Here is a 25291-nt window from a genome sequence, read left to right on the forward strand (position 1 = left end):
GGCGATGACCCTGCCACCCCCGCCGCACCGCCGGCGGCACGACGACACGTTCGTGCCGCGCAGCGCGAACCGCGACGTCGGTGCCACCGCGGTGCTGGGGGTGGTCGTCGACGTCCCCGAGCCCTGGGCCCAGCTGCTGGTGGAGTGGCGCACCAAGTGCGGGGACCCGCAGGCCAGCGTGGTGCCCCCGCACGTCACGCTGCTGCCGCCGACCGAGGTCGCCGTCGCCGACCGGTCGCTCATCGCCGCGCACCTGGCCGGGGTGGCCCGCACGCACCCGCCCTTCGAGATCCACCTGCGCGGCACCGGGACCTTCCGGCCGGTGTCGGAGGTGGTGTTCGTGACCGTGGCCCGCGGCATCCTGGACTGCGAGCGCATCGCCACCGACGTGCGCAGCGGCCCGCTGGCCCGCCCGCTGTCCTTCCCGTACCACCCGCACGTCACCGTGGCCCACGACGTCCCCACCGACGCCCTGGACATGGCCGCCGCGGAGCTGGCCGACCTGACCGCCACGTTCCCGGTCGCGCACTTCACCGAGTTCGAGCAGCTGCCGAACGGTGCCTGGTCGGTGGCCCGCCGCTACCCCCTGACGGGTCCCGCCCGGGGCTGACCTCCCTGCGGGTCGGGCGACCTGCCTGCACACTCTGCGGCGTGACGACACCGCAGGAGAACACCGGCAACGTCATCACACGCTCCGTCGACGGCGTCCGTGACCTCATCCACCGCGGCCGGGCCCGCTACGGCTGGTTCGACCACCTGGTGCACGCCGGCGGCCACTACAACCGCGCGCAGGCCGACACGCTGGCGGCCGCGGTCACCTACTACGCCTTCCTCGCGCTGTTCCCCGTCGTCCTGCTGCTGGCCTCCATCGCCGGGTTCGTGCTGGCCGGCAACCCCCTGCTGCAGCTGCAGCTGGTGGACGCGATCCGCGAGGCCGTCCCGGGCGACACCGGGGCCAACCTGGCAGCCGCGGTGCTCGACGCCATCGACGCCCGCCGCACCACCGGCGTCATCGGCCTGGTCGGCTTCCTGCTGGTCGGCCTCGGCGCGGTGGACAAGCTCCGGGTGGGCATGGACGTCGTCTGGCGGGGGAAGCCGGACCAGCCCGACTTCGTGCAGGACCGGCTCAAGGACCTGCTGGTGCTGCTCGGCCTGGCCGGGGCCGGGGCGCTGTCCATCGCGCTGAGCGCCGGGACGACGGCGGCGTCGTCCTGGTTGTTCGACCTGCTGGGCATCGACGAGGTACCCGGGTTCTTCCTGCTGACCGCCGCGCTGGGCATCGGCCTGGCGCTGGTCGGGGACACCCTGGTGTTCCTCTGGGTGCTCAAGGGCGTCCCGGACACGCCCCACCCGGCCCGGATGCTGCTGCCCGGCGCGGTCTTCGGCGCCGTGGGCTTCGAGCTGATCAAGCTCGTCGGCGGTTACTACCTGCAGGTGCTGTCCGGCAACGTCACGGTGTCGGCGCTGGGCAGCTTCGTCGGCCTCATCATCTGGATCAACGTGGTCGCCCGGTTCGCCTTCTTCACGGCCTGCTGGACCGCGACCCTCCCGGCGGTCGAGCACTCGGACGCGCAGGTGCCGTTCGGTCCCGAGGCCCCGACCCGGCTGCCCGACGTGGTGCTGGTCGACGAACGGGGGCCGCGTCCCGGTCCGGTCCGGCTCGCGGCGGGACTGGTGGGGGCAGGGGCGCTGATGGGTGCGGCGGCCGCAGGTCTGGTCCCGGCCGCGCTGCGGCGCTCACGCCGGCGGCCTCGGGACGGCGGGGCGGCGGGCGCCTGACCGCGCGGTCGTCGGACCAGCCACCGGCCGGCACCAGCCGGACGGCGCGGCGCCGGCCGACCACCGTGGCCGCCACGATCGCCACCGCGCCGGTGGCCAGCGCGACCGGCAGCAGCACCGACTCCTGCGGTGCGGTGCTCGCTGCCGGGTCGACGGCGGGGGAGGCGGCCGCGGCCGCGGCGTAGGCGGAGCTCAGCGTGCCGTCGGCGGGGGAGGGTGCGGGCAGGGTGACCGCCGCGGCGGTGCTCGCGACGTCCTCCGGGCGGACCAGGGTCCCGACGCCGTCGCCGGCCGGTGTGGCGAAGCCCCAGTCCAGCAGCCGCTCCGCCTGCTCGGTGGTCGACACCGGGTAGCGCTCGGTCTGCATGAGCGCGACCACCAGCCGGCGTCCCCCGCGCTCGGCGGCGGCGACGAAGGTGTGCCGGGCGGCGTCGGTGAACCCGGTCTTGCCGCCCAGCGTGCCGGCGTACTCGGTGAGCAGGGTGTTCTGGGTCTGGATCTGGTAGCCGTCGCTCTTGCCCGGGACGGCGGGCATCTGCGCGGTGGTCTGCTGCAGGATCGCCGCGGTCGCCGGGGTGTCGACCAGCTGCCGCATGATCAGCGCCAGGTCGTAGGCCGAGGACGACTGCCCGGCCACGTCCAGCCCCGACGGGGTGCCGGCGACGGTGTCGTAGGCGCCGATCCGCTGCGCGGTGGCGTTCATCGCGGCCAGCGTGGCGTCCACCCCGCCCGCCGCGCGGGCCAGGGCGTTGGCCGCGTCGTTGCCCGACTGCATGACCAGCGCGTCGTAGAGCAGGGACACCGGGTACTGCCCGCCGGCGACGAGGCCGACGCGGCTGCCCTCGACCTGCTCGTCCTCGGTGGTGCCCTCCACGACCAGCGCAGGGTCCAGCACCGGCGCCAGGGTGAGCAGGGTCAGCGTCTTCAGGGTGCTGGCCGGGTAGTAGCGCCCGTGCGGGTCCTGTGCGCCGAGCACCTCGCCGCTGTCGATGTCGGCGACCAGCCAGCCGTGCGCGTCGATGCCCTCGGGCAGCGCCGGGGCGCCGCCGGCCACGACCAGGCCGCGGGTGTCCAGGCCCTCGCCGCCGACGGTGCTCCCGTCGGGCGCTGTGCCCTGCGCGGGTCCGCCGTCCGGGGGCGCGGTGGGGGTGGGTGCGGCCGGGTCGACCGTCGGCCGGGCACCCGGGGCGGCCACGGCGGCCGGCGCGCCGGCCAGCAGCAGCAGCAGACCGGTCACCAGCGCCACCGCGGCCGCGCGGGAGGCGGGCAGCAGGGATCGCATGGGGAGCGACGCTAACCGCGCGGGCGTCCGCCGTCGTCGGTCCGGAGCGTGTCGGGTCCCGTCACGTGACGGGTGCGACGGGTGGGGTCCGGGGCGTGGCCGGTGTGCCCGATGTGGCCCGGGCGTTGCCGGGTCCTAACGATCGGGTCTCGGTGTCACCGGCGTCCTGCCGGGCGGGCCCCGCGCGCGGATAGCGTGCCGTGATCGCCGCCCGGCCGACCGGTGCGAGGTGGCGGACACCGAGTGCACACCCCAGGGGGTGCCCCGGCCCCCGGGCCGGAGGACCCCGTACGAGAGGAGACCGTCTTGCGCCGAGCGCGTGGGATGAAGCTGGCCGCGCTTGCGCTGGCCGGCAGCCTGGCCCTGGCCGCCTGTGCCAGCGACGAGACCGGCAGCGGCGGCAGCGGCAGCGGCGCCAGCGGCGGCAGCGAGGACGGCCCGAAGATCGGCCTCGCCTACGACACCGGCGGCCGCGGCGACAAGTCGTTCAACGACTCGGCCTACGCCGGCGTCGAGGCCGCGATCGAGGCCGACGGCGGTTCGGTGCAGGAGCTCTCGCCCAACAGCGACGCCTCCAACCGCGCCGACCTGCTGACCCAGCTGGCCGACCAGGGCTTCAACCCGATCATCGCGGTGGGCTTCGCATACGGCGACGTCATCGGCGAGGTCGCCCAGCAGTACCCCGACGTCTCCTTCGCCATCGTCGACTCCACCGGCGTCGACGTGGCCGACAACGTCACCGGCCTGCTGTTCGCCGCCAACGAGGGCTCCTTCCTCGGCGGCGTCGCGGCGGCGACCAAGTCCGAGACCGGGCACATCGGGTTCGTCGGCGGCGTCGAGACCCCGCTGATCCAGAGCTTCGAGGCCGGCTACGTCGCCGGTGCCCGGGCGGTGAACCCGGACATCATCATCGACCGGCAGTACATCTCGCCGGCCGGTGACTTCTCCGGCTTCAACGACCCGGCCCGCGGCCAGGTCGTCGCGCAGGGCATGTTCGACGCCGGCGCCGACATCGTCTACGCCGCCGCCGGTGGCTCGGGCATCGGCGTCTTCCAGGCCGCCGCCGCCTCCAACGGCCGCGCGATCGGCGTCGACTCCGACCAGTACGAGACCGTGGGCGACCCGGCCCTGCAGCCGGTCATCATGACCTCGGTGCTCAAGCGCGTGGACAACGCCGTCGAGGCCTACATCGGCCAGTTCGTCGACGGCACCGTCGAGGGCGGCAGCGACGAGGTCTACGACCTCGCCAGCGAGGGCGTCGGCCTGTCCTACTCGGGCGGGTTCATCGACGACATCCAGTCGACCATCGACGACTACACGCAGCAGATCGTCGACGGCGAGATCACCGTGCCGGAGACCCCGACCGACTGATCGCGGCACAGCACAGCAGCAGGACGGCGGCGGGCCCGGGCGGTGACGTCCGGGCCCGCCGTTTCTCCTGTGTACGGTCCAACCGGCCGCAGGTCGTGCGGAGCTCGAGGTATTCGGGAGTGGTAGTGACGGACTCAGCGCCCCTGGCGGTGGAGCTGCGGGGCATCACCAAGCGGTTCCCCGGCGTGGTGGCGAACAAGGACATCGAGCTGCGGGTCGCCCGTGGCGAGGTGCACGCCATCGTGGGGGAGAACGGCGCCGGCAAGTCGACGCTGATGAAGACCCTCTACGGCATGCACCGACCCGACGAGGGCCAGATCCTGCTCGACGGCCGCGAGGTCGTGTTCAAGAGCCCCGCCGACGCCATCGCCGCCGGCGTCGGCATGGTCCACCAGCACTTCATGCTCGCCGACAACCTCACGGTCCTGGAGAACGTCGTGCTGGGCGCCGAGAAGGCGCACGGCATCGGTGCCGCCGCCCGCGCCCGGATCGTGGAGATCTCCGACTCCTACGCGCTGGGCCTGGAGCCCGACACCCTGGTCGAGGACCTCGGCGTCGGCGACCGGCAGCGGGTGGAGATCGCCAAGGTGCTCTACCGCGGCGCCACCACGCTGATCCTGGACGAGCCGACCGCCGTCCTCGTGCCGCAGGAGGTCGACGAGCTGTTCGGCAACCTCGCCGAGCTCAAGCGCGAGGGCCTGACCGTCATCTTCATCTCGCACAAGCTCGACGAGGTCCGCAAGGTCGCCGACTCCATCACCGTCATCCGCCGCGGCACCACCGTCGGCACCGCCGACCCGCGGACGACGACGGCCAAGCAGCTCGCCGAGCTGATGGTCGGGGCCGAGCTGCCCACCCCGCAGACCCGGGCCAGCACCGTCCGCGACACCCCCGTGCTGCAGCTGCGCGGGGTCACCGTCGCCGGCCAGGGCACCCGCCCGGCGGTCGACGGCGTCACCCTCACCGTCCGCGAGGGCGAGGTGCTGGGCATCGCCGGCGTCGAGGGGAACGGCCAGGCCGAGCTGGTCGACGCGATCATGGGCCTGCGCCCCCTCGCCGCCGGCACCGTCGTGCTGGGCAGCGACGACATCAGCGCCTGGACCACCCGGGCCCGCCGCGAGGGCGGCATCGGGTTCATCCCCGAGGACCGGCACCGCCAGGGCATGCTGCTGGACGCCCCGCTCTGGGAGAACCGCGTGCTCGGCCACCAGACCGAGGCCCCCGCGGCCAAGGGGCTGTTCATCGACCGCAAGGCCTCGATCGCCGACACCGAGCGCATCATGCGCGAGTACGACGTCCGCGCCCCGGGCCCGGACACCCTGGCCGTGGCGCTGTCCGGCGGGAACCAGCAGAAGCTGATCGTGGGCCGCGAGATGAGCGCGCACCCCCGGCTGCTCATCGCCGCCCACCCCACCCGGGGTGTCGACGTCGGCGCGCAGTCGGTCATCTGGGAGCTGCTCAAGGACGCCCGAGCCGAAGGGATGGGGATCGTGCTGGTCTCGGCCGACCTCGACGAGCTGATCGGCCTGTCCGACACGCTCGTGGTCATGCTCCGCGGCGCCGTGGTCGCCACGCTCGACCCCGGGCAGGTGACGCCGGAGCAGCTCGGCGGCCACATGACCGGTGCGGTCACCGACACCCCGGCCGGTGCGGCGTGAGGGCGGTCTCCCGGCTCGGGCAGTCCCTGCTGGCGCCCGCGCTGGCCGTCGTCATCGCGCTGGTCATCTCCGCGGCGGTCATGCTGGCCATCGGCGTCGACCCGTTCCGCGCGCTGGAGGTCATGGTCGACTTCGGCGACACCCCCAGCCAGCAGGTCACGGCGATCGTCGTGGTGCTCAACCGCGCCGTGCCGCTGTTCCTCGCCGGCCTCGCCGTCGCCATCGCCTTCCGGATGGGCCTGTTCAACATCGGCGTGGAGGGCCAGTACCGGATGGCCACCGTGCTGTCGGCCGGCGCCGGCGCGGCGATCTCGCTGCCCGCGCCGCTGCACATCCTGGTGATCGTGGTCGTCGCGATGCTGGTGGGCGCCGTGTGGGCGGGCATCGTCGCCGTCCTCAAGGTCACCCGCGGGGTCAGCGAGGTGATCAGCTCGATCATGCTGAACTTCATCGCGCTGGGCCTGGCGTCCTTCCTGCTCACCGGCCCGCTGCGCGGCAGCGAGCCCGGCGCCTCCATCATCACCACGAAGGAGATCCCGGAGTCGGGCTGGTTCCCCTCGCTCAACGGCGTCCTGGGCGCGCTCGGCCTGGCCAACCCGCCCCGCCAGCTCTACGGGTTCCTGCTCGTCGCGGTCGTCGTCGGCGTGCTGGTCGCGGTGCTGCTCCAGCGCACCCGCTTCGGCTTCGACCTGCGTGCCACGGGCCTCTCGGCCTCGGCGGCGTCGGCCTCGGGCGTGGACGCCAAGCGGATGGTCATCACCACCATGCTGCTGTCCGGCGCCGTCGCCGGGCTGATCGGCCTGCCCGACCTGCTGGGCTCCAACCACACCTACGGCACCGAGTTCACCTCGGGCCTGGGCTTCCTGGGCATCGCGGTCGCCCTGCTGGGCCGCAACAACCCGGTGGGCATCGCGGTCGCCGCGCTGCTGTTCGCCTTCCTGGACCGGGCCGCGGTGCCGCTGCAGATCGCCGGCATCCCGTCCTCGGTGGTCACGATCATCCAGGGCACGATCGTGCTGGCCGTGGTCGTAGCCAACGAGGTCTCCCGCCGGATCGCCCGCCGCCAGGCCGAGTCCGGCGTCGCGGTCGCCCCGCCGGCCACCGGCGACGGCAGCACCGGCGGCGGCCAGGGACCCGACGGCGGCCCGCCGCCGGACGGGCCCACCGGCACCGGTCCCGCCCTCACGAACGCCAGCGGCGCCGCCGGCCGCACCAGCCCCACGGGGAGCACCTCATGAGCACCGCCGCGACGACGACGGCTCCCTCGCGCGGGCCGGTCACCGAGCTGTTCCTCGGCGGTGGCCGCGGCCGTCGGATCACCTGGCTGGTCGTCGGCCTGCTGGTGCTGGTCTCCGCCGTCCGGGTCGTGTCCGGCCAGGAGGCGCTGACGTCGTCCTCGACGATGTCGGCCACCCTGCTGCTGGCCGTGCCGCTGCTGCTGGTCGCCCTGGGCGGGTTGTTCGCCGAGCGGGCCGGCGTGGTCAACATCGGCCTCGACGGGATGATGATCCTGGGCACCTGGGGAGCCGGGTTCGCCGGCTACCAGTGGGGCTGGCAGGGCGCTGTCGTCGGCGGCATCCTCATGGGCGCCCTCGGTGGCCTGCTGCACGCCGTCGCCACGGTCACCTTCGGCGTCGACCACGTCATCTCCGGTGTGGCCATCAACATCCTGGCCGCGGGCGTCGTCCGGTTCCTCTCCGAGACGCTCTACACCGACAACCCGGCCGGCGGCGGGGTCACCCAGTCCCCGGCGCTGTCCTCCCGGCCGCCGACGTTCTCGCTGCCGGTGCTCTCCAGCGGCCCGGACCTGCTCGGGTCCCTGGAGAGCAAGCACTGGTTCCTGGTCAGCGACCTGGCCGGCGTGCTGCGCGGGGTCTCCGCCGGCGTCGGCGTGCTGACCGTCATCGCCGTCCTGCTGGTGCCCGCGGCCTACCTGCTGCTGTGGCGCACCGCGTTCGGGCTGCGGCTGCGCTCGTGCGGGGAGAACCCGGCCGCGGCGGACTCCCTGGGCGTGCCGGTCTACCGGCTGAAGTACACCGCGGTGATCATCTCCGGCGCGCTGGCCGGCCTCGGCGGTGTCTTCCTGGTCTTCATCGCCAACATCTACCGCGAGGGCCAGACCAACGGCCGCGGGTTCATCGGCCTGGCCGCGCTGATCTTCGGCAACTGGCGGCCCGGTGGCCTGGCCGCCGGTGCAGGCCTGTTCGGCTTCGCCGACGCCCTGCAGCTGCGCAGCCGCACCGGGGTGGTCGCGCTGCTGCTGCTGGTGGCGGTCCTGCTGCTGGGCGTGGCGGTCTTCCAGGCCTCCCGCCGCCGGTTCGCCCAGGCCGTCACGGCCGCGGTGTTCGCCGCGGCGTCGCTCACCGCGTACCTGACCATCGACGAGCTGCCCGAGGGCATCGTCTCCTTCACCCCGCACATCACCACGCTGCTGGTGCTGTCGCTGGCGTCCCAACGGTTGCGGATGCCCAAGGCCGACGGCCTGGTCTACCGGAGAGGCGAGCATTGATCGACTGGGATGCCCTGCGGGCCGCGGCCCGCGAGGCGATGACGCACGCGTACGCGCCGTACTCGAACTTCCCCGTCGGGGTGGCCGGCCTGGTCGACGACGGCCGCGTGGTCACCGGCTGCAACGTGGAGAACGCCTCCTACGGCATCGGGCTGTGCGCCGAGTGCGGGATGGTCAGCGAGCTGGCCCGCACCGGCGGCGGCCGGCTGGTCGCGGTGGCCTGCGTGGGCGGTGACGGCCAGCCGCTGATGCCCTGCGGGCGCTGCCGGCAGCTGCTCTGGGAGTTCGGCGGCGCGGAGATGATGATCGAGACGGTGTCGCTGGGCATCGTGCCGATGCGCGAGGTGCTCCCCGACGCCTTCGGCCCCGACGACCTGGTCAAGGCGGCGAACCGGTGAGCGCGCACGACGCGATCGACGTCATCCGGGCCAAGCGGGACGGCATCGAGCTGACCGGCGACCAGATCCGCTGGGTGATCGGTGCCTACACCGCCGGCCAGGTGCCCGACGAGCAGATGAGCGCGCTGCTGATGAGCGTGTTCTTCCGCGGCATGACACCGGCCGAGCTGGCCGCCTGGACCCAGGCGATGATCGATTCCGGCGTCCGCAAGGACCTGTCGCCGCTGGGCCGCCCGACCGCGGACAAGCACTCCACCGGCGGCGTGGGCGACAAGGTCACCCTGCCGCTGGCCCCGCTGGTCGCCGCCTGCGGGGTCGCCGTCCCGCAGCTGTCCGGCCGCGGGCTCGGGCACACCGGCGGCACGCTGGACAAGCTGGAGGCCATCCCCGGCTGGCGCGCCTCGCTCACCGAGGACGAGTACCTCGGCCAGCTCCGCGACGTCGGCGCGGTCATCTGCGCGGCCGGCAACGACCTGGCCCCGGCCGACAAGCTGCTCTACGCCCTGCGCGACGTCACCGGCACGGTCGAGTCCATCCCGCTGATCGCCAGCTCGATCATGAGCAAGAAGATCGCGGAGGGCGCCGACGCGCTGGTGCTGGACGTCAAGACCGGCTCGGGCGCGTTCATGAAGGACGTCGAGAGCTCCCGCGAGCTGGCCCGCACGATGGTCGGTCTCGGCGAGGCCGCCGGCGTCCGCACCGTCGCGCTGGTGACCGCCATGGACCGCCCGCTGGGCCGCTCGGCGGGCAACGCCGTCGAGGTGGCCGAGTCCCTCGAGGTGCTCGCCGGCGGCGGCCCGGCCGACCTGGTCGAGCTGACCCTGGCGCTGGCCCGCGAGATGCTCGCCGGCGCCGGCCGGTCCGACGTCGACCCCGCCGCGGCGCTGGCCGACGGCCGGGCGATGGACACCTGGAAGGCGATGATCCGCGCGCAGGGCGGCGACCCGGACGCCCCGCTGCCGCAGCCGGCCGAGCGGCACGTGGTCACCGCCCCGGCCACCGGCACGCTCACCCGGCTGGACGCCTTCGCCCTCGGCGTCGCGGCCTGGCGGCTGGGTGCCGGCCGGGCCCGCAAGGAGGACCCGGTGAGCGCCTCGGCCGGCGTCGTGTGGCACGCGTCGGTGGGGGAGCAGGTGACCGCCGGGCAGCCGCTGCTGGAGCTGCAGACCGACGACGCCGCGCGCATCGAGCGGGCGCTGGCCGCCCTCGACGGCGCGGTCGGGGTGGACACCGACGACACCGTGCTGCCGCTGGTGGTCGACCGCATCACCGCCTGACGGGGGTCCCAGGTCGATCAGGGACACTGGCTCCCCGTGAGCAGCCCCCTCGACCCCGGCGCGGCCATCAGCATCCGCGGGCTGGTCAAGCGCTACGGCGACCGCAACGCCGTCGACGGCGTCGACCTGGACATCCGGCGCGGTGAGATCTTCGCCCTGCTCGGCCCCAACGGTGCCGGCAAGACCACCACCGTGGAGATCCTCGAGGGCTACCGGTCCCGGGACGGCGGCGACGTCGCCGTCCTCGGCCAGGACCCGGCCGAGGGCGGCCGGCGGTGGCGCGCGGAGATCGGCATCGTGCTGCAGTCCGGCGCCGGCGACAGCCAGCTGACCTGCCTGGAGGTGCTCACCGCGCAGGCCGCCTACTACCCCGACCCCCGTGACCCCGCCGAGGTGCTCGAGCTGGTCGGGCTCACCGACAAGGCCGGGGCCCGCGGCCGGTCGCTGTCCGGCGGCCAGCGTCGCCGGCTCGACGTCGCGATGGGCATCGTCGGCCGCCCGGCGCTGCTGTTCCTCGACGAGCCCACCACCGGCTTCGACCCGGAGGCCCGCCGGCAGTTCTGGTCCCTGATCCGCTCGCTGCGCGACCTGGGGACGACGATGCTGCTCACCACGCACTACCTGGACGAGGCCGAGGAGCTCGCCGACCGGGTCGGCGTCATCACCGCCGGCCGGCTGGTCGAGGTCGCCGTCCCGGCCGAGCTGGGGGGCCGCGGGCAGGCGCCGGCGGTGGTCAGCTGGACCGAGGACGGCGCCCGCCGCAGCCAGGACACCCCGACGCCGACCGCGCTGGTCGCCGAGCTCGCCGCCCGCTTCCCCGGTGAGGTGCCCGACCTCGCCGTGGCCCGCCCGACCCTGGAAGACGTGTACCTGCAGATGATCGGCCAGTCCCGGTGAGCGCCCCGACCCTGCCGCCGCTGGCCCGCGTCTACCGGGTCCGCGCCGCCGTCGAGCTCAAGGAGTTCTTCCGGCAGCGGGAGTCGGTGGTCTTCACCCTGATGTTCCCGGTGATCCTGCTGGTCGTGTTCGGCGCGGTGCTGGACTACGACATCGGTGGCGGCGTCAGCTTCACCCAGTACTTCATGGCCGGGGTCATCGCCGCGGGCATCCTCGGCGCCAGCCTGCAGAACATGGCGATCGGCATCGCCACCGAGCGCAGCGACGGCACGCTCAAGCACCTGGCCGGCACCCCGATGCCCAAGAGCGCCTACTTCGTCGGGAAGATCGCCCAGGTCGTCGCGGTCACCGTCGCCACCATCGCGATCCTGCTCGTCGTGGGCGTGGTGCTCTACGGCGTCGACCTGCCCAGCGGCACCCAGTGGCTGACCTTCACCTGGGTGGCGCTGCTGGGGTCGGCGGCCTGCACCCTGCTGGGCATCGCGGTGTCCAGCCTGGCCAAGAACGGCCGCTCGGCCTCGGCCACGGTCACCCCCGTCGCGCTGGTCCTGCAGTTCATCTCCGGGGTGTTCTTCCGGTTCGACCAGATCCCCACCTGGATGCAGACCATCTCCTCCTTCTTCCCGCTGAAGTGGATGGCCCAGGGCCTGCGGTCGGTGTTCCTGCCCGACGCCCTGGCCGCCCAGGAGCCGGCCGGGTCGTGGGAGCTGGGCCGGGTCGCGCTGGTGCTCACCGCGTGGGTCGTCGTCGGCCTCGTGCTCTGCGTCCGCACGTTCCGCTGGCGGGACAGGGCGGACGGGTAGCGTCGCGCGGGTGCCCGCGCCGCTGACCCAGGAGACCCTCGCCCGCGCCCCCAAGGTGCTGCTGCACGACCACCTGGACGGCGGCCTGCGCCCGCAGACGGTCCTCGAGCTCGCCGACGCGGTCGGCTACACCGGCCTGCCCGCCGACGACGCCGAGGCGCTGGGCACCTGGTTCCGGCAGGCCGCCGACTCCGGCTCGCTGGTGCGCTACCTGGAGACTTTCGCGCACACCGTCGCGGTCATGCAGACCCCCGAGGCCGTCCAGCGCGTCGCCCGGGAGTGCGTGCTGGACCTCGCCGCCGACGGCGTCGTGCACGCCGAGGTGCGGATGGCCCCCGAACTGCTCACCGCGATGCCCATCGAGACGGCCGTCGAGGCCATGCTCGACGGCTACGCCGCCGGTGCGCGCGAGACCGGCACCACCGTCGGCGCGCTGCTGTGCGCCATGCGCCAGGCCGACCGCTGGGACGAGGTGGCCGGGCTCGTGGTCCGGTACCGCGACGCCGGGGTGGTCGGCTTCGACCTGGCCGGCCCCGAGATCGGGTTCCCCGCCGACCGGCACCCCTCGGCCATCGCGCTGCTGGACGAGGCCGGGGCGCACCGCACCGTCCACGCCGGCGAGGCCGACGGCATCGGCAGCATCCGCGGCGCCCTGGACGGCGCCCGCGCGGAGCGGCTGGGCCACGGGGTGCGGATCGCCGACGAGGTGCCCGAGGACGGCGGCCCGCTCGGCCCGGTGGCGCAGCGCGTGCTCGACGACCAGGTGACCCTGGAGGTCGCGCCGTCGTCGAACGTGCAGACCGGCGCCTACCCCTCGATCGCCCGGCACCCGGTCGACCGGCTGCACCGCGCCGGGTTCGCCGTCACCCTCAACACCGACAACCGGCTGATGAGCGGGGTCACCCCGACCAGCGAGTTCGTCGCCGTCGTCGAGGCGCACGGCTGGGGCTGGGACGACGTGCAGACCGTCACCGAGCGCGCCGTCGCCGCGGCGTTCCTCGGCGACGGCGCCCGCGCGGACCTGCTGGGGCGGGTCCGGGAGGGGTTCGCCGCCGCCCGGGCGTGATCACACCCACCGCTGCGGGGGAATGCCGCGGCCCCGTTCGCTGCTAACCTGGGCGAGTCGGCGATCGCCGGCCACACCTCCCGGGCGGTCCAGCCCGGGGTAGAGCGCATCCGTGCAGACCTCCGCGTCACCGCAGACGCACCCCTCGAGGTCGCCCAGTGAGTCCCGCCACCGGCGGGCCCGGCACCACACCACGGGACGCGCCCGATCTGCATCGGAGTCCCCAGCTTGTCCTCGATCGACCCTGTCGACACCCCCAGCACCACCCCCGAGAACACCACCGCCGTCGAGGCGCCGACCGGCCCCTCCTTCGCCCAGCTCGGCCTCCAGCAGCAGCTGGTCACCGCGCTCGAGCGCCGCGGCATCCACCACCCCTTCGCCATCCAGACCTCCGCGCTGCCCGACGCCATGTCCGGCCGCGACGTGCTCGGCAAGGCCGCCACCGGCTCCGGCAAGACGCTGGCCTTCGGCCTGCCGATGCTGCACCGGCTCGGCCAGGACGTGCAGCACGGCCGCCGCGCCCCCCGCGGGCTGGTCCTCGTGCCCACCCGCGAGCTCGCGCAGCAGGTGCACGACAACCTCGCCCCGCTCGGCCAGGCCAACGGCGTGCAGTTCGCCGCGGTCTACGGCGGCGCCTCCATGTACCGCCAGATCCAGCAGCTGCGCCGCGGCGTCGACGTCGTCATCGCCACCCCCGGCCGCCTGCAGGACCTGATCAGCCAGGGCGAGTGCACCCTCGCCGACGTCGAGATCGCGATCATCGACGAGGCCGACTTCATGTCCGACCTGGGCTTCCTGCCCGTGGTCAAGGAGCTGCTCGACCAGGTCCGCCCGGACGGCCAGAAGATGCTCTTCTCGGCCACCCTGGACGGCGAGGTCGACACCCTGGTCCGTCGCTACCTGCAGGACCCGGCCCGCCACGAGGTGGTCAAGGCCGCCGACAGCGCGCCCCCGGCCGAGCACCGCGCCTACAGCGTGTCCTTCCCCGACCGGCTCAAGGTCACCGAGCAGCTGGCCGCCCGCCCGGGCCGCACGATCATCTTCGTGCGCACCCAGCACGGCGCGGACCGGCTGGCCACCAACCTGCAGGCCGTGGGCATCAAGGCCGAGCCGATCCACGGCGGCCTGCCGCAGTCGGCCCGCCGCCGCGCGCTCGAGGCGTTCACCGACGCCCGCTCGCCGGTCCTGGTCGCCACCGACGTCGCCGCCCGCGGCATCCACGTCGACGACGTCCAGCTGGTGCTGCACTACGACCCGCCGGCCGACCACAAGACCTACCTGCACCGCTCGGGCCGCACCGCCCGCGCCGGGGCTGCCGGTGTCGTGGTCTCGCTGCTGCTGCCCGACCAGGTCGGCCAGGCCAAGCGCCGGTTCCGCCAGGCCGCGGTGAGCACCGACGTGTCCCGGATCCGCCCCGGTGACGCGCCGATCGCCGAGCTCGTCGCCTCCGGCGTGCACGTCGAGCCGGTCGAGCGCCCCGTGCGCCCGGCTCGCAGCGGTGCCGGTCGCCCGCGTCGGGACGGCGACCGCCGGCCCCCGCGCCGCGACGGCGACCGCCCGGCCCGCTCCTACGGCGACCGCCCGGCCCGCTCGGACCGCCCGTCCTACGGCGACCGGCCGGCCCGCCCGGCGGGTGACCGCCCGTCCTACGGCGACCGCCCGGTGCGCTCGGACCGCCCGTCCTACGGTGACCGGCCCGCGCGCCCGGACCGCCCGTCCTACGGCGACCGCCGCCCCGGTGGCCAGCGCCCGCAGGGCAGCACCGGTGGGCGCCCGCAGCGCCCCGCCCGCTCGTACTGAGCTGAACCGCAGAACGGCCCGGCCCCGAGAGGGGCCGGGCCGTTCTGCGTGGTGACCCGCACCCGCAGTCGATGATCGACTGCCGGGGGAGGGGCTAGTCGCGGAAGACGAGCGCGGTGCTGACCTCGCGGACGAGCTCGTCCCACGGGCCGGTCAGGCGGGCGGCGTCCTCGGCGCGCAGCGCGGCGCGGGGGTCGCGCTCGGCCCGGGCCACCGCCTGCCCCAGCGGGGTGCCGGCCCCCAGCAGCTCCTCGACGCGGGCCAGCCCGGCGTACTCGGCGAGGTCGCGCACCCCCTCGACCGCCTGCACCAGGACGGCGTGGTCGACCAGCCCGGCGGCGCCGTCGGCCACCTCGGCCAGCACCTCGGCCACCTCGACCAGGTCGTAGCGGTCCTGGTCCACCGGCAGCGGCGACACCGTGGTCTCCTCGACCTCGGGCCAGGACGCGATGTCGGCCAGGTCGTGCTCCTCGTCGCCCTGCACGAAGGCGGTCAGCTCGGCCGGCGTGCCGAACAGGTAGACCTCGCCGTCGGCACCGAGGAACCGGGCGGTGTCCTCGACGTAGCAGCGCAGGGTCAGCCCGGCGCCCTCGGGGACGACGACCTCGACCGGCAGGATGCCCACGCCCTCCCAGAAGCCGGCCGCGGCGGCGACGGCGGCCGGGTCGGCGGAGAACCGGCCGCCGCTGCTGATCGCGCTGGTCGGGGCGGCGGCCACCGGTGCGGCGACGGCGTCGTCCGCGGCGGTGTCGTCCTCGTCGTCGGCGGCGTCCTCGACCTCGTCGTCCAGGTCCTCGTCGTCGGCCTCGGCCTCCTCCGCGGAGGGGTACTCGGAGAGCTCGGCGGTGCCGGCCCCGGTCCAGTCCAGGTGGTCCTCGAGCTCGCCGAGGACGTCCTCCCACAGCTCGTCGACCGCGCTGCCGAGCCGGATCCACGCGTCCTCGCCGGACCGCCCGGTGAAGGCGTCCAGGCCCAGGCCGAGCAGGGCGACCTCGGGCTTGGCCATCAGCTCGGCGAGGGACTCGAAGGTCGTCCCCTCGTCGTCCTCGTCCTCGTCCTCGTCGTCGTCCTCGGGTGCGGTGTCGCAGCACTCGGCGAGGCGGCCGGTGATGTCGAAGGTGGCCGCGAGCTCGTCGACCGCCCACCGGTCGGGGTTCTCGGCGACCACGTCGTAGACGCCGTCGAGGTCGTAGCGGTGGTCGTCGTCGGGGGTGACGTCCGCGGGGCCCAGGCCGGCCACGACCGGCCAGACCGGGTGGTCGGCGAGGTCGTGGTCGGTGCTGGTGCGGCAGAACGCGGCCAGCGCGGCGGGGGTCGGGAACAGGTGCACCACGGCGGTGCCGTCGACCGAGCCACCGAGGAAGGCCTGCCACTCCTCGCCGTCCTCCTCCCACGGGGGAGCCCACAGGGTGTAGCCCGTGCGGTCGTCGAGGGTGAGGGCGATGGGGACGATGCTGGGCCTGGCCACGCGCCCATCCTGCCTGTCCCCGGCGGGGCGGGCCGAGCGGGTCAGTTCCGGGGGCTGCGCCAGACCGCCGCGACCAGGGCCGCCGCGGCCAGCATGACCACCAGGCCCAGCGCCGCGCTGGTGTCGGTGGCCGCCGCGAACGCCGCCCGCGCGCTGGTGGCGAGCGCGTCGGCGGTGCCGGTGGGGAGCCCGTCGGCGACGTCGAGCGCACCGCCCAGGGTCTCCGCGGCGCCGGTCTGCGCGGCGTCCAGCCCGCCGGGGAGCACCAGCTGGGAGGTGTAGACCCCGGCCAGCACGCTGCCGAAGACGGCCACGCCCAGACCGGTGCCCATCTCGTAGGCGGTCTCGCTGACCGCGCTGGCCTGGCCGGCCCGCTCGGCGGGGGCCTCGGTGAGGATGGCGTCGTTGGTCAGCGTCTCGGCCAGGCCGGCGCCCGCCGCGACGAGCACGAAGGCGAGCACGACGGTGGTCACCGCCGTCCCGGTGCCCAGCTGCGTGGCGACCGCGAACCCGGCCGCGCCCAGCAGCAGGCCCACCACGACCAGCAGGCGCACCGGCACCCGCCGGGCCAGCGGCACGGCCAGCAGGCCGGCGACGACGGCCGCGGCCAGGCCGGGGACCAGCACCAGCCCGGCCTCCATCGGGCTGCGGCCGAGCACCAGCTGCAGGTACTGCGAGCCGATGAGCAGCAACCCGCCGAAGGCGGCGATGCTCAGCAGGTTCGCCCCGATCGCGGCGCGCACCACCCGGGAGCGGAACAGCGCCAGGTCCAGCAGCGGCACCGGCCGGCGCAGCTGCCGCCGGACGAAGACGGTGCCGGCGACCAGGCCGAGCACCGCGGCGGCCACCGGGAGCGGCGCGACGGTGCCCGCGGCCAGCTTCTTGATCGCGTAGACCAGCGGCAGCATGGTGGCCAGCGACAGCGCGACGCTGGTCCAGTCCAGCGGCCCGGGCTGCGGGGCGCGCGACTCCGGCAGCAGCAGCGACCCGGCGACCAGGAGCAGCGCCAGCACGGGGACGTTGAGCAGGAAGACCGAGCCCCACCAGAACCGCTCGAGCAGGAACCCGCCCACCACCGGGCCCAGCGCGGCGCCGCCGGAGAACCCGGCGGCCCAGATCGCGATGGCCAGCCGGCGCTGCTGCCCGTCCAGGAACAGGTTGCGCAGCAGCGACAGGGTGGAGGGCATGAGCGCGGCGCCGAAGACGCCCTGCAGGGCGCGGGCGGCGATCAGCCAGCCGATGGACGGCGCGAACGCGGCCAGTGCCGACGCGACGCCGAAGCCCGTGGCACCCACGAGCAGCAGCCGGCGGCGGCCGAACCGGTCACCGAGGGACCCGGCGGTGACCAGCAGGCCGGCCAGCACCAGGGGGTAGACGTCGACGGCCCAGAGCAGACCGGCGTTGCTGGGGGTCAGCGCCGCGGCGATGGAGGGGACGGCGAAGGTGAGCACCGTGCCGTCCACGGCCACCAGCAGCACGGGCAGCATCAGCGCCGCCAGGCCGGCCCACTCGCGCCGTCCGGCCCGCGGGGCCTGCACCGGGGCGGGCGTGGTGGTGCTCATCGTTCCTCGTTCCGTCGTTTCTGTACCGTCCAGCTGGTACAGTAACCCACCATGGCGAGGCCGTCGAACAGGGACCGGGTGCTGGACGCCTACGAGACGCTGCTGGTGGACGGCGCGGGTGTGACGGTCACCCTCGACGCGGTCGCCGAGGCGGCCGCGGTCTCCAAGGGCGGGCTGCTGTACCACTTCCCGAGCAAGGAGGCCCTGGTCGACGGGCTGTGCGGCCGGCTGCGCGAGCGGGCGGCCGCGGACGTCGTCCGGCTGCGGGCAGCACCCGAGGGCCCGGTGGCCTACTGGGTGCGCACCGCGACCGGGGAGGCCGAGATCGGCATCGGGCGCACCTACCAGGCCGCGCTCGGGCTGGCCGGCACCGGGCAGCCGGGGGCCCGCCGGGCGATCGCCGACGTCGAGCGCGGCTGGACCACGGCGCTGGAGGACCTGATCGGGGACCCCGTGGTCGCCCGGGTGGTGCGGCTGGTGGGCGACGGCCGCTACCTGGAGAGCCTCACCGGCCTGCCCGGCGACGAGGACGACGCCGCCGTCGTCGCCCTCCTGGAGTCCCTCCTCGACCGCCCCTCCCCGTAGGCGGGCGGGTCAGACCCCGATCGGGTGCCAGAAGAAGGACCCCCTCGCCCCCCGAGCCTCGTTCCTCGGCCCGGGCCCCTGCAAGGGGGCCTTACACGCCCATCGGATGCCAGACGGTCTTGGTCTCCAGGAACGGGGTCATCCGGGACAGGCCGGGGTCGCCGGTCCAGTCGGGTTCGTCGGCCGGCGCCCGCAGCACGCGCTTGAGCGTGCCCGCGGCCGAGCGCTCCAGCTCCATCGCCGCCGTCCCCGCGCCGGTCAGGTCGATGCCGTCGACGTCGGCGTGCTCGGCCAGCCACGGGCCGATCTCGGCCGCGTCGCCGGTCAGCAGGTTCGCCACCCCGCCGGGGACGTCGGAGGTGGCCAGCACCTCCGACAGCGTGATCGCCGGCAGCGGGCGCTGGTAGGAGCTGACCACGACCGCGGTGCAGCCGGTGGCCAGCACCGGGGCGAGCGCGCTGACCAGGCCGAGCAGCGACGACCGCTGCGGGGCCAGGACGGCGACGACGCCCGTGGGCTCGGGCACCGAGAAGTCGAAGTACGGCCCGGCGACCGGGTTGGTGCCGCCGAGCACCGCGGCGAGCTTGTCGGTCCAGCCGGCGTACCAGACCCAGCGGTCGACCGCGGCGTCCACCGCGGCCCGCGCCTTGGCGGCCGACAGGCCCTCGCCGGCGGCGACCTCCTCGGCGAACTGGGCCGCGCGGCCCTCCATCACCTCGGCCACCCGGTAGAGCACCTGGCCTCGGTTGTAGGCGGTGGCGCCCGACCAGCCGGCGAAGGCGGCGCGGGCGGCCACGACGGCGTCCCGGGCGTCCTTGCGGGAGGCCTTCGCGGCGTTGGCGACGAAGTGCCCGCGGCCGTCGGCGACGGAGTAGGTGCGGCCGGACTCCGAGCGGGGGAACTTCCCGCCGACGTAGAGCTTGTAGGTCTTGCGGACCTCGATGCGCTCGCTCATCAGGACTCCTTCAGGTACGCGCGCAGGCCGGTGCGGCCACCCTCGCGGCCGTAGCCGGACTGCTTGTAGCCGCCGAACGGCGAGGTCGGGTCGAACTGGTTGAAGGTGTTGGCCCACACCACGCCGGCCCGCAGCTGGTCCGCCACGGCCAGGATCCGGGAGCCCTTCTCCGACCAGATGCCGGCCGACAGCCCGTAGGTGGTGTTGTTCGCCTTGGCCACGGCTTCGTCGGGTGTGCGGAAGGTGAGCACCGACAGCACAGGGCCGAAGACCTCGTCGCGGGCGATCCGGTGCGCCGGGGTGACGTCGGTGAACACGGTCGGCTTGTGCCAGTAGCCGCGCTCGGGCAGGTCGCCCTCGGGCTGCCAGGCGTGCGCGCCCTCGGCCTCCCCGATGCCGACCAGCTCGCGGATGCGGGCCAGCTGCTCGGGGGAGTTGATCGCGCCGACGTCGGTGTTCTTGTCCAGCGGGTCGCCGACCCGCAGCGTGCCGATGCGCCGCTGCAGCGAGGCGATGACCTCGTCGTGCACCGACTCCTGGACCAGCAGCCGCGACCCGGCGCAGCAGACGTGGCCCTGGTTGAAGAAGATCCCGCGCACGATGCCCTCGACCGCCTGGTCGACGGGGGCGTCGTCGAAGACGATGTTGGCCGCCTTGCCGCCCAGCTCCAGGGTCAGCGCCTTGCGGGTGCCGGCCACCGAGCGGGCGATCTGCTTGCCCACCTCGGTCGAGCCGGTGAACGCGACCTTGTCCACGTCGGCGTGCTCGACCACGGCCCGGCCGGTGTCGCCGGCGCCGGTCACGATGTTCACCACGCCCGGGGGCAGGTCGGCCTGCTGGCAGACCTCGGCGAACAGCAGCGCGGTCAGCGGGGTGGTCTCGGCGGGCTTGAGGACGACGGTGTTGCCCGCCGCCAGCGCCGGGGCGACCTTCCACGCCAGCATGAGCAGCGGGAAGTTCCACGGGATGACCTGGCCGGCCACGCCGAGCGGGCGCGGGGCCGGGCCCAGGCCCGCGTGCTCGAGCTTGTCGGCCCAGCCCGCGTGGTAGAAGAAGTGCGCCGCGGCCAGGGGCACGTCGACGTCGCGCGACTCGGTGATCGGCTTGCCGTTGTCCAGGGTCTCCAGGACGGCGAACTCCCGCGCGCGCTCCTGCAGCAGGCGGGCGATGCGGAACAGGTACTTGCCGCGGTCGGCCGGGCGCATCGGCCCCCAGACCCGGGTGAAGGCCTTGCGGGCGGCGCGGACGGCCCGGTCGACGTCGGCGTCGGTGCCGACCGCGACCTCGCCGAGCACCTCCTCGGTGGCCGGGTTGACGGTCTTGAGCGGGGCGCCGCCGCCGTCGGTGAACTCGCCGTCGACGAACAGGCCGTAGTGCGACCGCAGGGTGACGATCGAGCGGGACTCGGGGGCGGGGGCGTACTCGAAGACGCTCATCAGACGACGCTCACGTGGTCGGGGCCGGAGTAGTGGCCGGTGCGGAGCTTCTGCCGCTGCAGGAGCAGGTCGTCGAGGAGGCTGGAGGCGCCGAACCGGAACCACACCGGGTCCAGCCAGTCGGGGCCGGCCACCTCGTTGATCATCACCAGGTGCTTGATCGCGTCCTTGGTGGTGCGGATGCCGCCGGCGGGCTTGACGCCGACCTGGGTGCCGGTGGCGGCGCGGAAGTCCCGGACCGCCTCGAGCATGACCAGGCAGACCGGGAGGGTGGCGGCGGGGGAGACCTTGCCGGTGGAGGTCTTGATGAAGTCGCCGCCGGCCAGCATGGCCAGCCAGGAGGCGCGCCGGACGGCGTCGTAGGTGCGCAGCTCGCCGGTCTCCAGGATCACCTTGAGGTGGGCGTCGCCGCAGGCCTCCTTGACCGCCACGACCTCGTCGAAGACGTCGAGGTAGCGGCCGGAGAGGAAGGCGCCGCGGTCGATGACCATGTCGATCTCGTCGGCGCCGTTGGCCACGGCGTCGCGGACGTCGGCGAGCTTGACCTCGCGGCTGGCCCGGCCCGAGGGGAAGGCGGTGGCCACCGCGGCGGTGTGGATGCCGGTGCCGGCCAGCGCGTCGCGGGCCACCCCGGCGAGGTCGCCGTAGACGCAGACCGCGGCGACCTGCGGGCAGCTGCCGTCGGCGGGGTCGGGCCGCCGGGCCTTGGCGGCCAGCGAGCGGACCCGGCCGGGGGTGTCGGCGCCCTCGAGGGTGGTCAGGTCGACCATCGAGATGGCGGTGTCGATCGCCCAGGCCTTCGCCGTCGTCTTGATCGACCGGGTGCCCAGCTGCGCGGCGCGGGCCTCGGCGCCGACCTGGTCCACGCCGGGCAGGCCGTGCAGGAAGGCCCGGAACGCGGCGTCGGAGCGGGTGACGTCGGCGAACGCGTCCGGTGCTCCGGGGGCGACCGGGCGGCCCGGTGCGGTGGGGTCGAGCACGTGCGTCATGCCCGGCATTCTCCACGCCGCCGGGGGAGCGGCGGTCCTCAGGCGGCGACGGCGACGCAGTCCGGGCAGGTCGCGGCCTCGTGACGGCCCCGCCGCAGCGCACCGAGCCCGGCGAGCAGGACGGCCCCGCCGGCCAGCAGGGTCAGCGTCGCGACCGGCCCGCCGGCGAGCGCCCGGCCGACCAGGGGGACGACGAGGACGGCGCGGCCGAAGGTGCCCTGGGTGAGCGAGACCCGCCACGGGTCGGCGTCGGGGTTCGCGTCGCCCTGCGTCGTCATGACCGGGCCGTCCGCGGTCTGCGCGACGTCGGCGGCGCGGTGCAGGACCGGCCGGCCGCCGGCGACCTCGAACGGCGCCGGCGGCCGGAAGGCCACGACGTCCCCGGTGCGGACCTCGGCGCCGGGGACGTCGACGGTGAGCACCAGGGAGCCGGCCGGGGCGTAGGGCGTCATCGAGCCGGTGAGCACCGGCACGAGCCGGACGCCGAGCAGGTGGGCCACCACGACGGCGCCGACGAGGGCGACCTGCAGTGCGGTGAGCACGGTGCGGCGGAGGTCCATCCGGGTCCTCATCCCTGGGTGCGGTCGCCCGCGGGGCGCGGCACGACGGTGGTGGCGGTGACGGTGACGCCGCTGATGACCCCGCCGAGCTTCACGCGCAGGTGGACGCCGTCGCCGGCGGCGACCAGGGCGGGGGAGGTGTGGGACCCGGCCGTGCGGCCCACCAGGGCGGTCAGGCTGACCGTGGTGGTGGTGCCGGCGCAGGTGTCGGCGGTGGTGTTCCAGGCGACCGAGCAGACCGTCGCCGGGGCGCCGCCGACGACCGCGCCGATGGCCACGTCCAGGGACAGCGTCGCGGGCACGGTGCCGGTGTTGACCAGGTCCAGGTAGCCGGCCTGGGTGGCCACCGTGGTCGACATCGAGTACGTGCTGCGGTCGGCCGAGACGGTCCCGGCCCCGGCGACGAGCACCAGCCCGCTGGACACCCGGGCCGTCGAGACCGTGGCCGACCGGGCGGCCGAGCCCTGCCAGGGCGCGGCCTGGGCCGGGACGACCCCGGCGACCAGGCCGAGCAGGACCCCCGCCGCGACGACGGCGGCGGCGCGCGTGCGCCCCCTCCGGCGCCGTGGCGGGGTCATCGTGGTCAGCCCCCGGTGCGGTCGGACCCGCCGACCACCGTGTTGCTCACGGACGCGGCGATGCTGCCGGTCTTGCCCTGCATGGTCGTGGGCGCCCCGGAGGCGAAGGTGACCTTGTAGCGGACGTGCTGGGCGGCGGCGGCCCCGGTCCCGATGGTGCCGTGCGCGACGGTGAGCGGGGTGCTCGTGGTCGGGGTGCCCGTGGCCAGCACGCTCGTGGTGCCCGTGCAGGTGCTGGCACCGGAGACCGTCGTCCACGCGACCGAGCAGCTGGTGACCTCCACCTGCAGCTGGCCGGCGAGGTCGCCGGTGGCCGAGACCGACCCGGTAAAGGTGCTCGCGGCCGACCCGGAGTTGGTCACGTCGACGTAGCGGTAGAAGTAGTCGGCGGGCAGCAGGTTGGCCACGCCGGTGCTGAAGGAACCGCCGTTGGCGTCCACCATGCTCACCGCGACGCTCCCGGCGCCGAGGGTGCCGGTCGCGGACGCGGTCGCGTCCCAGGCGGAGAACGCGCCGGTGCCCACCAGGGCGGTGCCGGCGACGGCGAGGGCGGCGGCACCCGCGAGCCGCCGGCGGCGGCCGTGCCGCGCGCAGTGCGCGGGGGTCTCGGGGTGCTGCGGGTCGGTGGTCACGGGGCTCCTCCGGTCGGACGGTCGTTTCTCGGAACGAATCCGTCCCGTTGCACGCAATCAACGGCCGGGCGACGGGTCCGCCTGAGCGGTCTCCCCCCCACGGGGTGAGACGGGCCGGCCCCCGGTGGCGGAGGCAGGGGTTCCCGGGGCCGATACCGTGCAGCCGTGCAGCTCACCGTCGTGGACCACCCGATCGCCCGTGCCCGTCTGACCCGGATGCGCGACGAGCGCACCGACAACGCCGCGTTCCGGGCCGCGCTGCGCGACCTCACCGAGCTGCTGGTCTTCGAGGCCACCCGCGAGCTGGCGGTCGAGGAGTACCCGATCACCACCCCGGTCACCGGCACCACCGGCTACCGCCTGGCCGCCCCGCCGCTGATCGTGCCGGTGCTGCGTGCCGGGCTGGGCATGGCCGACACCGCGCACTCGCTGCTGCCGGAGTCGCAGATGGGCTTCGTCGGGCTGGCCCGCAACGAGACCACCTTCGAGCCCGAGGCCTACATGGCGTCCCTGCCGGAGTCCCTGGTGGGCCGCGAGGTGTTCGTGCTGGACCCCATGCTGGCCACCGGGGGCTCGCTGGTGCACTGCTGCACGCTGCTGACCGAGCGCGGCTGCACCTCGATCACCGTGCTGTGCGCGCTGGCCGCCCCCGAGGGCATCCGCCGGCTGGAGGAGTCGGGCCTGCCGCTGCGGGTGTTCACCGGCAGCATCGACGAGGAGCTCAACGACAACGCCTACATCGTCCCGGGCCTGGGCGACGCCGGCGACCGCCAGTTCGGCGCCGTCTGATGCGCTTCGCCGTCCTCGGCAGCGGCTTCTGGGCCACCGAGGTGCACGCCGCGTCGCTGGCCGCGCACCCCGACGCCGAGCTGGTCGGCATCTGGGGCCGCGACGGGGCGAAGGCGTCCGCCGCGGGTGAGCGCCACGGCGTCCCCGGGACGACGGACCTGGACGCGCTGCTGGCCGACGTCGACGCGGTGAGCATCTCGCTGCCGCCGTCCGTGCAGCCCGACCTCGCCGTCCGCGCGGCGCAGGCCGGCTGCCACCTGCTGCTGGAGAAGCCCGTCGCGCTCTCGGTCGCCGACGCCGACCGGGTGGCCGGCGCGGTGGCCGACGCCGGCGTCGCCTCCGTGGTCTTCCTGACCTACCGGTTCCGCGACTCCACCGCGACCTGGCTGGAGCAGGCGGCCCGCTCCACCCTGGTCGGCGGCCACGTCACCTGGCTGGCCAGCACCTTCGCCGCCGACAGCCCGTTCCGGCAGTCGGTGTGGCGGGCCGAGCCCGGCGCGCCGCTGTGGGACCTGGGCCCGCACGCGCTCTCCCTGCTCGAGCCCGCCCTCGGCCCGGTGGTGGCCGCGCAGGGCGCCCGGGCGGCCGACGGCACGGTCAACGTGGTGCTCGAGCACGAGGGCGGGGCCACCAGCACCGTCACCGTGTCGGCCACCGCGTCGCCGCTGTCGGCCGGCGAGGAGTTCTGGGTGCACGGCGACGCCGGCCGGCTGGTGCTGCTGCCCCCGCCGGCCCGGTCGGCGCACGAGGCGCACGCGGTGGCGGTCTCCGAACTGCAGGCCGCCGCGCTCACCGGCGGGGCGCACCCGTGCGACGCCGCCTACGGTGCTGCGCAGGTGCGGGTGCTGGCCGCGGCCGAGCGGGCCGTCGAGGCCGGCGCCCGGCAGACCGTCTGAG

Annotated in this window: 23 protein-coding genes and 1 pseudogene; 15 read left to right on the forward strand and 9 right to left on the reverse strand. The window is 74.9% G+C overall.

Annotated elements, in window-relative coordinates; genetic code table 11:
* The first annotated feature begins 4 nt into the window (after positions 1–4).
* Both BM158_RS05750 and BM158_RS22290 read left to right on the forward strand, forming a co-directional pair.
* Positions 5–610 carry a 2'-5' RNA ligase family protein gene (locus BM158_RS05750; protein WP_091555392.1) on the forward strand — a complete coding sequence of 202 codons (606 nt, stop codon included), beginning with the start codon at positions 5–7 and terminating at the stop codon, positions 608–610.
* A 149-nt stretch (positions 611–759) separates the two neighbouring features.
* Positions 760–1491, forward strand: a pseudogene (locus tag BM158_RS22290) (YihY/virulence factor BrkB family protein); the annotation flags it as partial.
* Between the two features lie 31 nt (positions 1492–1522).
* Here BM158_RS22290 and BM158_RS05760 read toward each other — a convergent pair.
* Positions 1523–3061, reverse strand: a complete 1539-nt coding sequence (locus BM158_RS05760) for a D-alanyl-D-alanine carboxypeptidase family protein (protein WP_091555394.1) — start codon at positions 3059–3061, stop codon at positions 1523–1525.
* A 306-nt stretch (positions 3062–3367) separates the two neighbouring features.
* On the opposite strand from BM158_RS05760, the gene BM158_RS05765 reads away from it, so the two are divergent.
* The 10 genes from BM158_RS05765 to BM158_RS05810 all read left to right on the forward strand — a co-directional run bounded on the left by BM158_RS05765 (position 3368) and on the right by BM158_RS05810 (position 14840).
* The gene (locus BM158_RS05765; protein WP_229827622.1) at positions 3368–4432 is read left to right on the forward strand and encodes a BMP family lipoprotein; all 1065 of its coding nucleotides are present in this window, start codon (positions 3368–3370) and stop codon (positions 4430–4432) included.
* A 125-nt stretch (positions 4433–4557) separates the two neighbouring features.
* Positions 4558–6090 (forward strand): ABC transporter ATP-binding protein, encoded by a 1533-nt coding sequence (locus BM158_RS05770; RefSeq protein ID WP_091555398.1) that lies wholly within the window; start codon positions 4558–4560, stop codon positions 6088–6090.
* Positions 6087–7328 carry an ABC transporter permease gene (locus BM158_RS05775; protein WP_091555400.1) on the forward strand — a complete coding sequence of 414 codons (1242 nt, stop codon included), beginning with the start codon at positions 6087–6089 and terminating at the stop codon, positions 7326–7328. The genes BM158_RS05770 and BM158_RS05775 overlap by 4 nt, the downstream gene beginning before the upstream one ends.
* On the forward strand, positions 7325–8599 hold the full coding sequence (locus BM158_RS05780; RefSeq protein ID WP_091555402.1) for an ABC transporter permease: 1275 nt from the start codon (positions 7325–7327) through the stop codon (positions 8597–8599). The genes BM158_RS05775 and BM158_RS05780 overlap by 4 nt, the downstream gene beginning before the upstream one ends.
* Positions 8596–8997, forward strand: coding sequence for a cytidine deaminase (locus tag BM158_RS05785; protein ID WP_091555404.1), 402 nt, complete (start codon positions 8596–8598; stop codon positions 8995–8997). The genes BM158_RS05780 and BM158_RS05785 overlap by 4 nt, the downstream gene beginning before the upstream one ends.
* Positions 8994–10274, forward strand: a complete 1281-nt coding sequence (locus BM158_RS05790) for a thymidine phosphorylase (RefSeq protein ID WP_091555406.1) — start codon at positions 8994–8996, stop codon at positions 10272–10274. The genes BM158_RS05785 and BM158_RS05790 overlap by 4 nt, the downstream gene beginning before the upstream one ends.
* 36 nt (positions 10275–10310) lie before the next feature.
* Positions 10311–11171, forward strand: coding sequence for an ABC transporter ATP-binding protein (locus tag BM158_RS05795; protein WP_091555407.1), 861 nt, complete (start codon positions 10311–10313; stop codon positions 11169–11171).
* Positions 11168–11974 carry an ABC transporter permease gene (locus BM158_RS05800; protein ID WP_091555409.1) on the forward strand — a complete coding sequence of 269 codons (807 nt, stop codon included), beginning with the start codon at positions 11168–11170 and terminating at the stop codon, positions 11972–11974. The genes BM158_RS05795 and BM158_RS05800 overlap by 4 nt, the downstream gene beginning before the upstream one ends.
* Positions 11975–11984: 10 nt before the next feature.
* Positions 11985–13040 (forward strand): adenosine deaminase, encoded by a 1056-nt coding sequence (locus BM158_RS05805; protein ID WP_091555411.1) that lies wholly within the window; start codon positions 11985–11987, stop codon positions 13038–13040.
* 228 nt (positions 13041–13268) lie between these two features.
* A complete protein-coding gene (locus BM158_RS05810; protein ID WP_091555413.1) occupies positions 13269–14840 on the forward strand; it encodes a DEAD/DEAH box helicase in 1572 nt (523 codons plus the stop codon).
* 94 nt (positions 14841–14934) lie between these two features.
* Here the strand turns inward: BM158_RS05810 and BM158_RS05815 are convergent, their stop codons facing one another.
* Complete coding sequence (locus BM158_RS05815) at positions 14935–16308, reverse strand: hypothetical protein (RefSeq protein ID WP_091555415.1); 1374 nt, start codon at positions 16306–16308, stop codon at positions 14935–14937.
* Positions 16309–16349: 41 nt separating this feature from the next.
* Positions 16350–17870, reverse strand: a complete 1521-nt coding sequence (locus BM158_RS05820; protein ID WP_091555417.1) for an MFS transporter — start codon at positions 17868–17870, stop codon at positions 16350–16352.
* A gap of 51 nt (positions 17871–17921) precedes the next feature.
* Between BM158_RS05820 and BM158_RS22655 the strand changes: the two genes are divergently transcribed.
* Positions 17922–18455, forward strand: coding sequence for a TetR/AcrR family transcriptional regulator (locus tag BM158_RS22655; RefSeq protein ID WP_091555419.1), 534 nt, complete (start codon positions 17922–17924; stop codon positions 18453–18455).
* Positions 18456–18546: 91 nt separating this feature from the next.
* On the opposite strand, the gene BM158_RS05830 is transcribed toward BM158_RS22655, so the two are convergent.
* The 6 genes from BM158_RS05830 to BM158_RS05855 are packed head-to-tail and all read right to left on the reverse strand — an operon-like array spanning position 18547 to position 23605.
* Complete coding sequence (locus BM158_RS05830) at positions 18547–19410, reverse strand: aldehyde dehydrogenase family protein (protein WP_091555420.1); 864 nt, start codon at positions 19408–19410, stop codon at positions 18547–18549.
* Positions 19410–20846 (reverse strand): aldehyde dehydrogenase family protein, encoded by a 1437-nt coding sequence (locus BM158_RS05835; RefSeq protein ID WP_091555422.1) that lies wholly within the window; start codon positions 20844–20846, stop codon positions 19410–19412. Before BM158_RS05835 ends, BM158_RS05830 begins: the two co-directional genes overlap by 1 nt.
* Positions 20846–21835 carry a deoxyribose-phosphate aldolase gene (deoC, locus tag BM158_RS05840; protein ID WP_091556379.1) on the reverse strand — a complete coding sequence of 330 codons (990 nt, stop codon included), beginning with the start codon at positions 21833–21835 and terminating at the stop codon, positions 20846–20848. Before deoC ends, BM158_RS05835 begins: the two co-directional genes overlap by 1 nt.
* A gap of 38 nt (positions 21836–21873) precedes the next feature.
* Positions 21874–22395, reverse strand: a complete 522-nt coding sequence (locus tag BM158_RS05845) for a signal peptidase I (RefSeq protein ID WP_091555424.1) — start codon at positions 22393–22395, stop codon at positions 21874–21876.
* Between the two features lie 8 nt (positions 22396–22403).
* Complete coding sequence (locus BM158_RS05850; RefSeq protein ID WP_091555426.1) at positions 22404–22973, reverse strand: hypothetical protein; 570 nt, start codon at positions 22971–22973, stop codon at positions 22404–22406.
* Positions 22974–22978: 5 nt separating this feature from the next.
* Positions 22979–23605, reverse strand: a complete 627-nt coding sequence (locus BM158_RS05855) for a hypothetical protein (RefSeq protein ID WP_109504825.1) — start codon at positions 23603–23605, stop codon at positions 22979–22981.
* Between the two features lie 165 nt (positions 23606–23770).
* On the opposite strand from BM158_RS05855, the gene upp reads away from it, so the two are divergent.
* Complete coding sequence (gene upp, locus BM158_RS05860) at positions 23771–24394, forward strand: uracil phosphoribosyltransferase (RefSeq protein WP_091555430.1); 624 nt, start codon at positions 23771–23773, stop codon at positions 24392–24394.
* Complete coding sequence (locus BM158_RS05865; RefSeq protein WP_091555432.1) at positions 24394–25290, forward strand: Gfo/Idh/MocA family protein; 897 nt, start codon at positions 24394–24396, stop codon at positions 25288–25290. The genes upp and BM158_RS05865 overlap by 1 nt, the downstream gene beginning before the upstream one ends.
* Position 25291 lies beyond the last annotated feature (1 nt).

The organism is Klenkia taihuensis, from assembly GCF_900112525.1.
Lineage (GTDB): Bacteria > Actinomycetota > Actinomycetes > Mycobacteriales > Geodermatophilaceae > Klenkia > Klenkia taihuensis.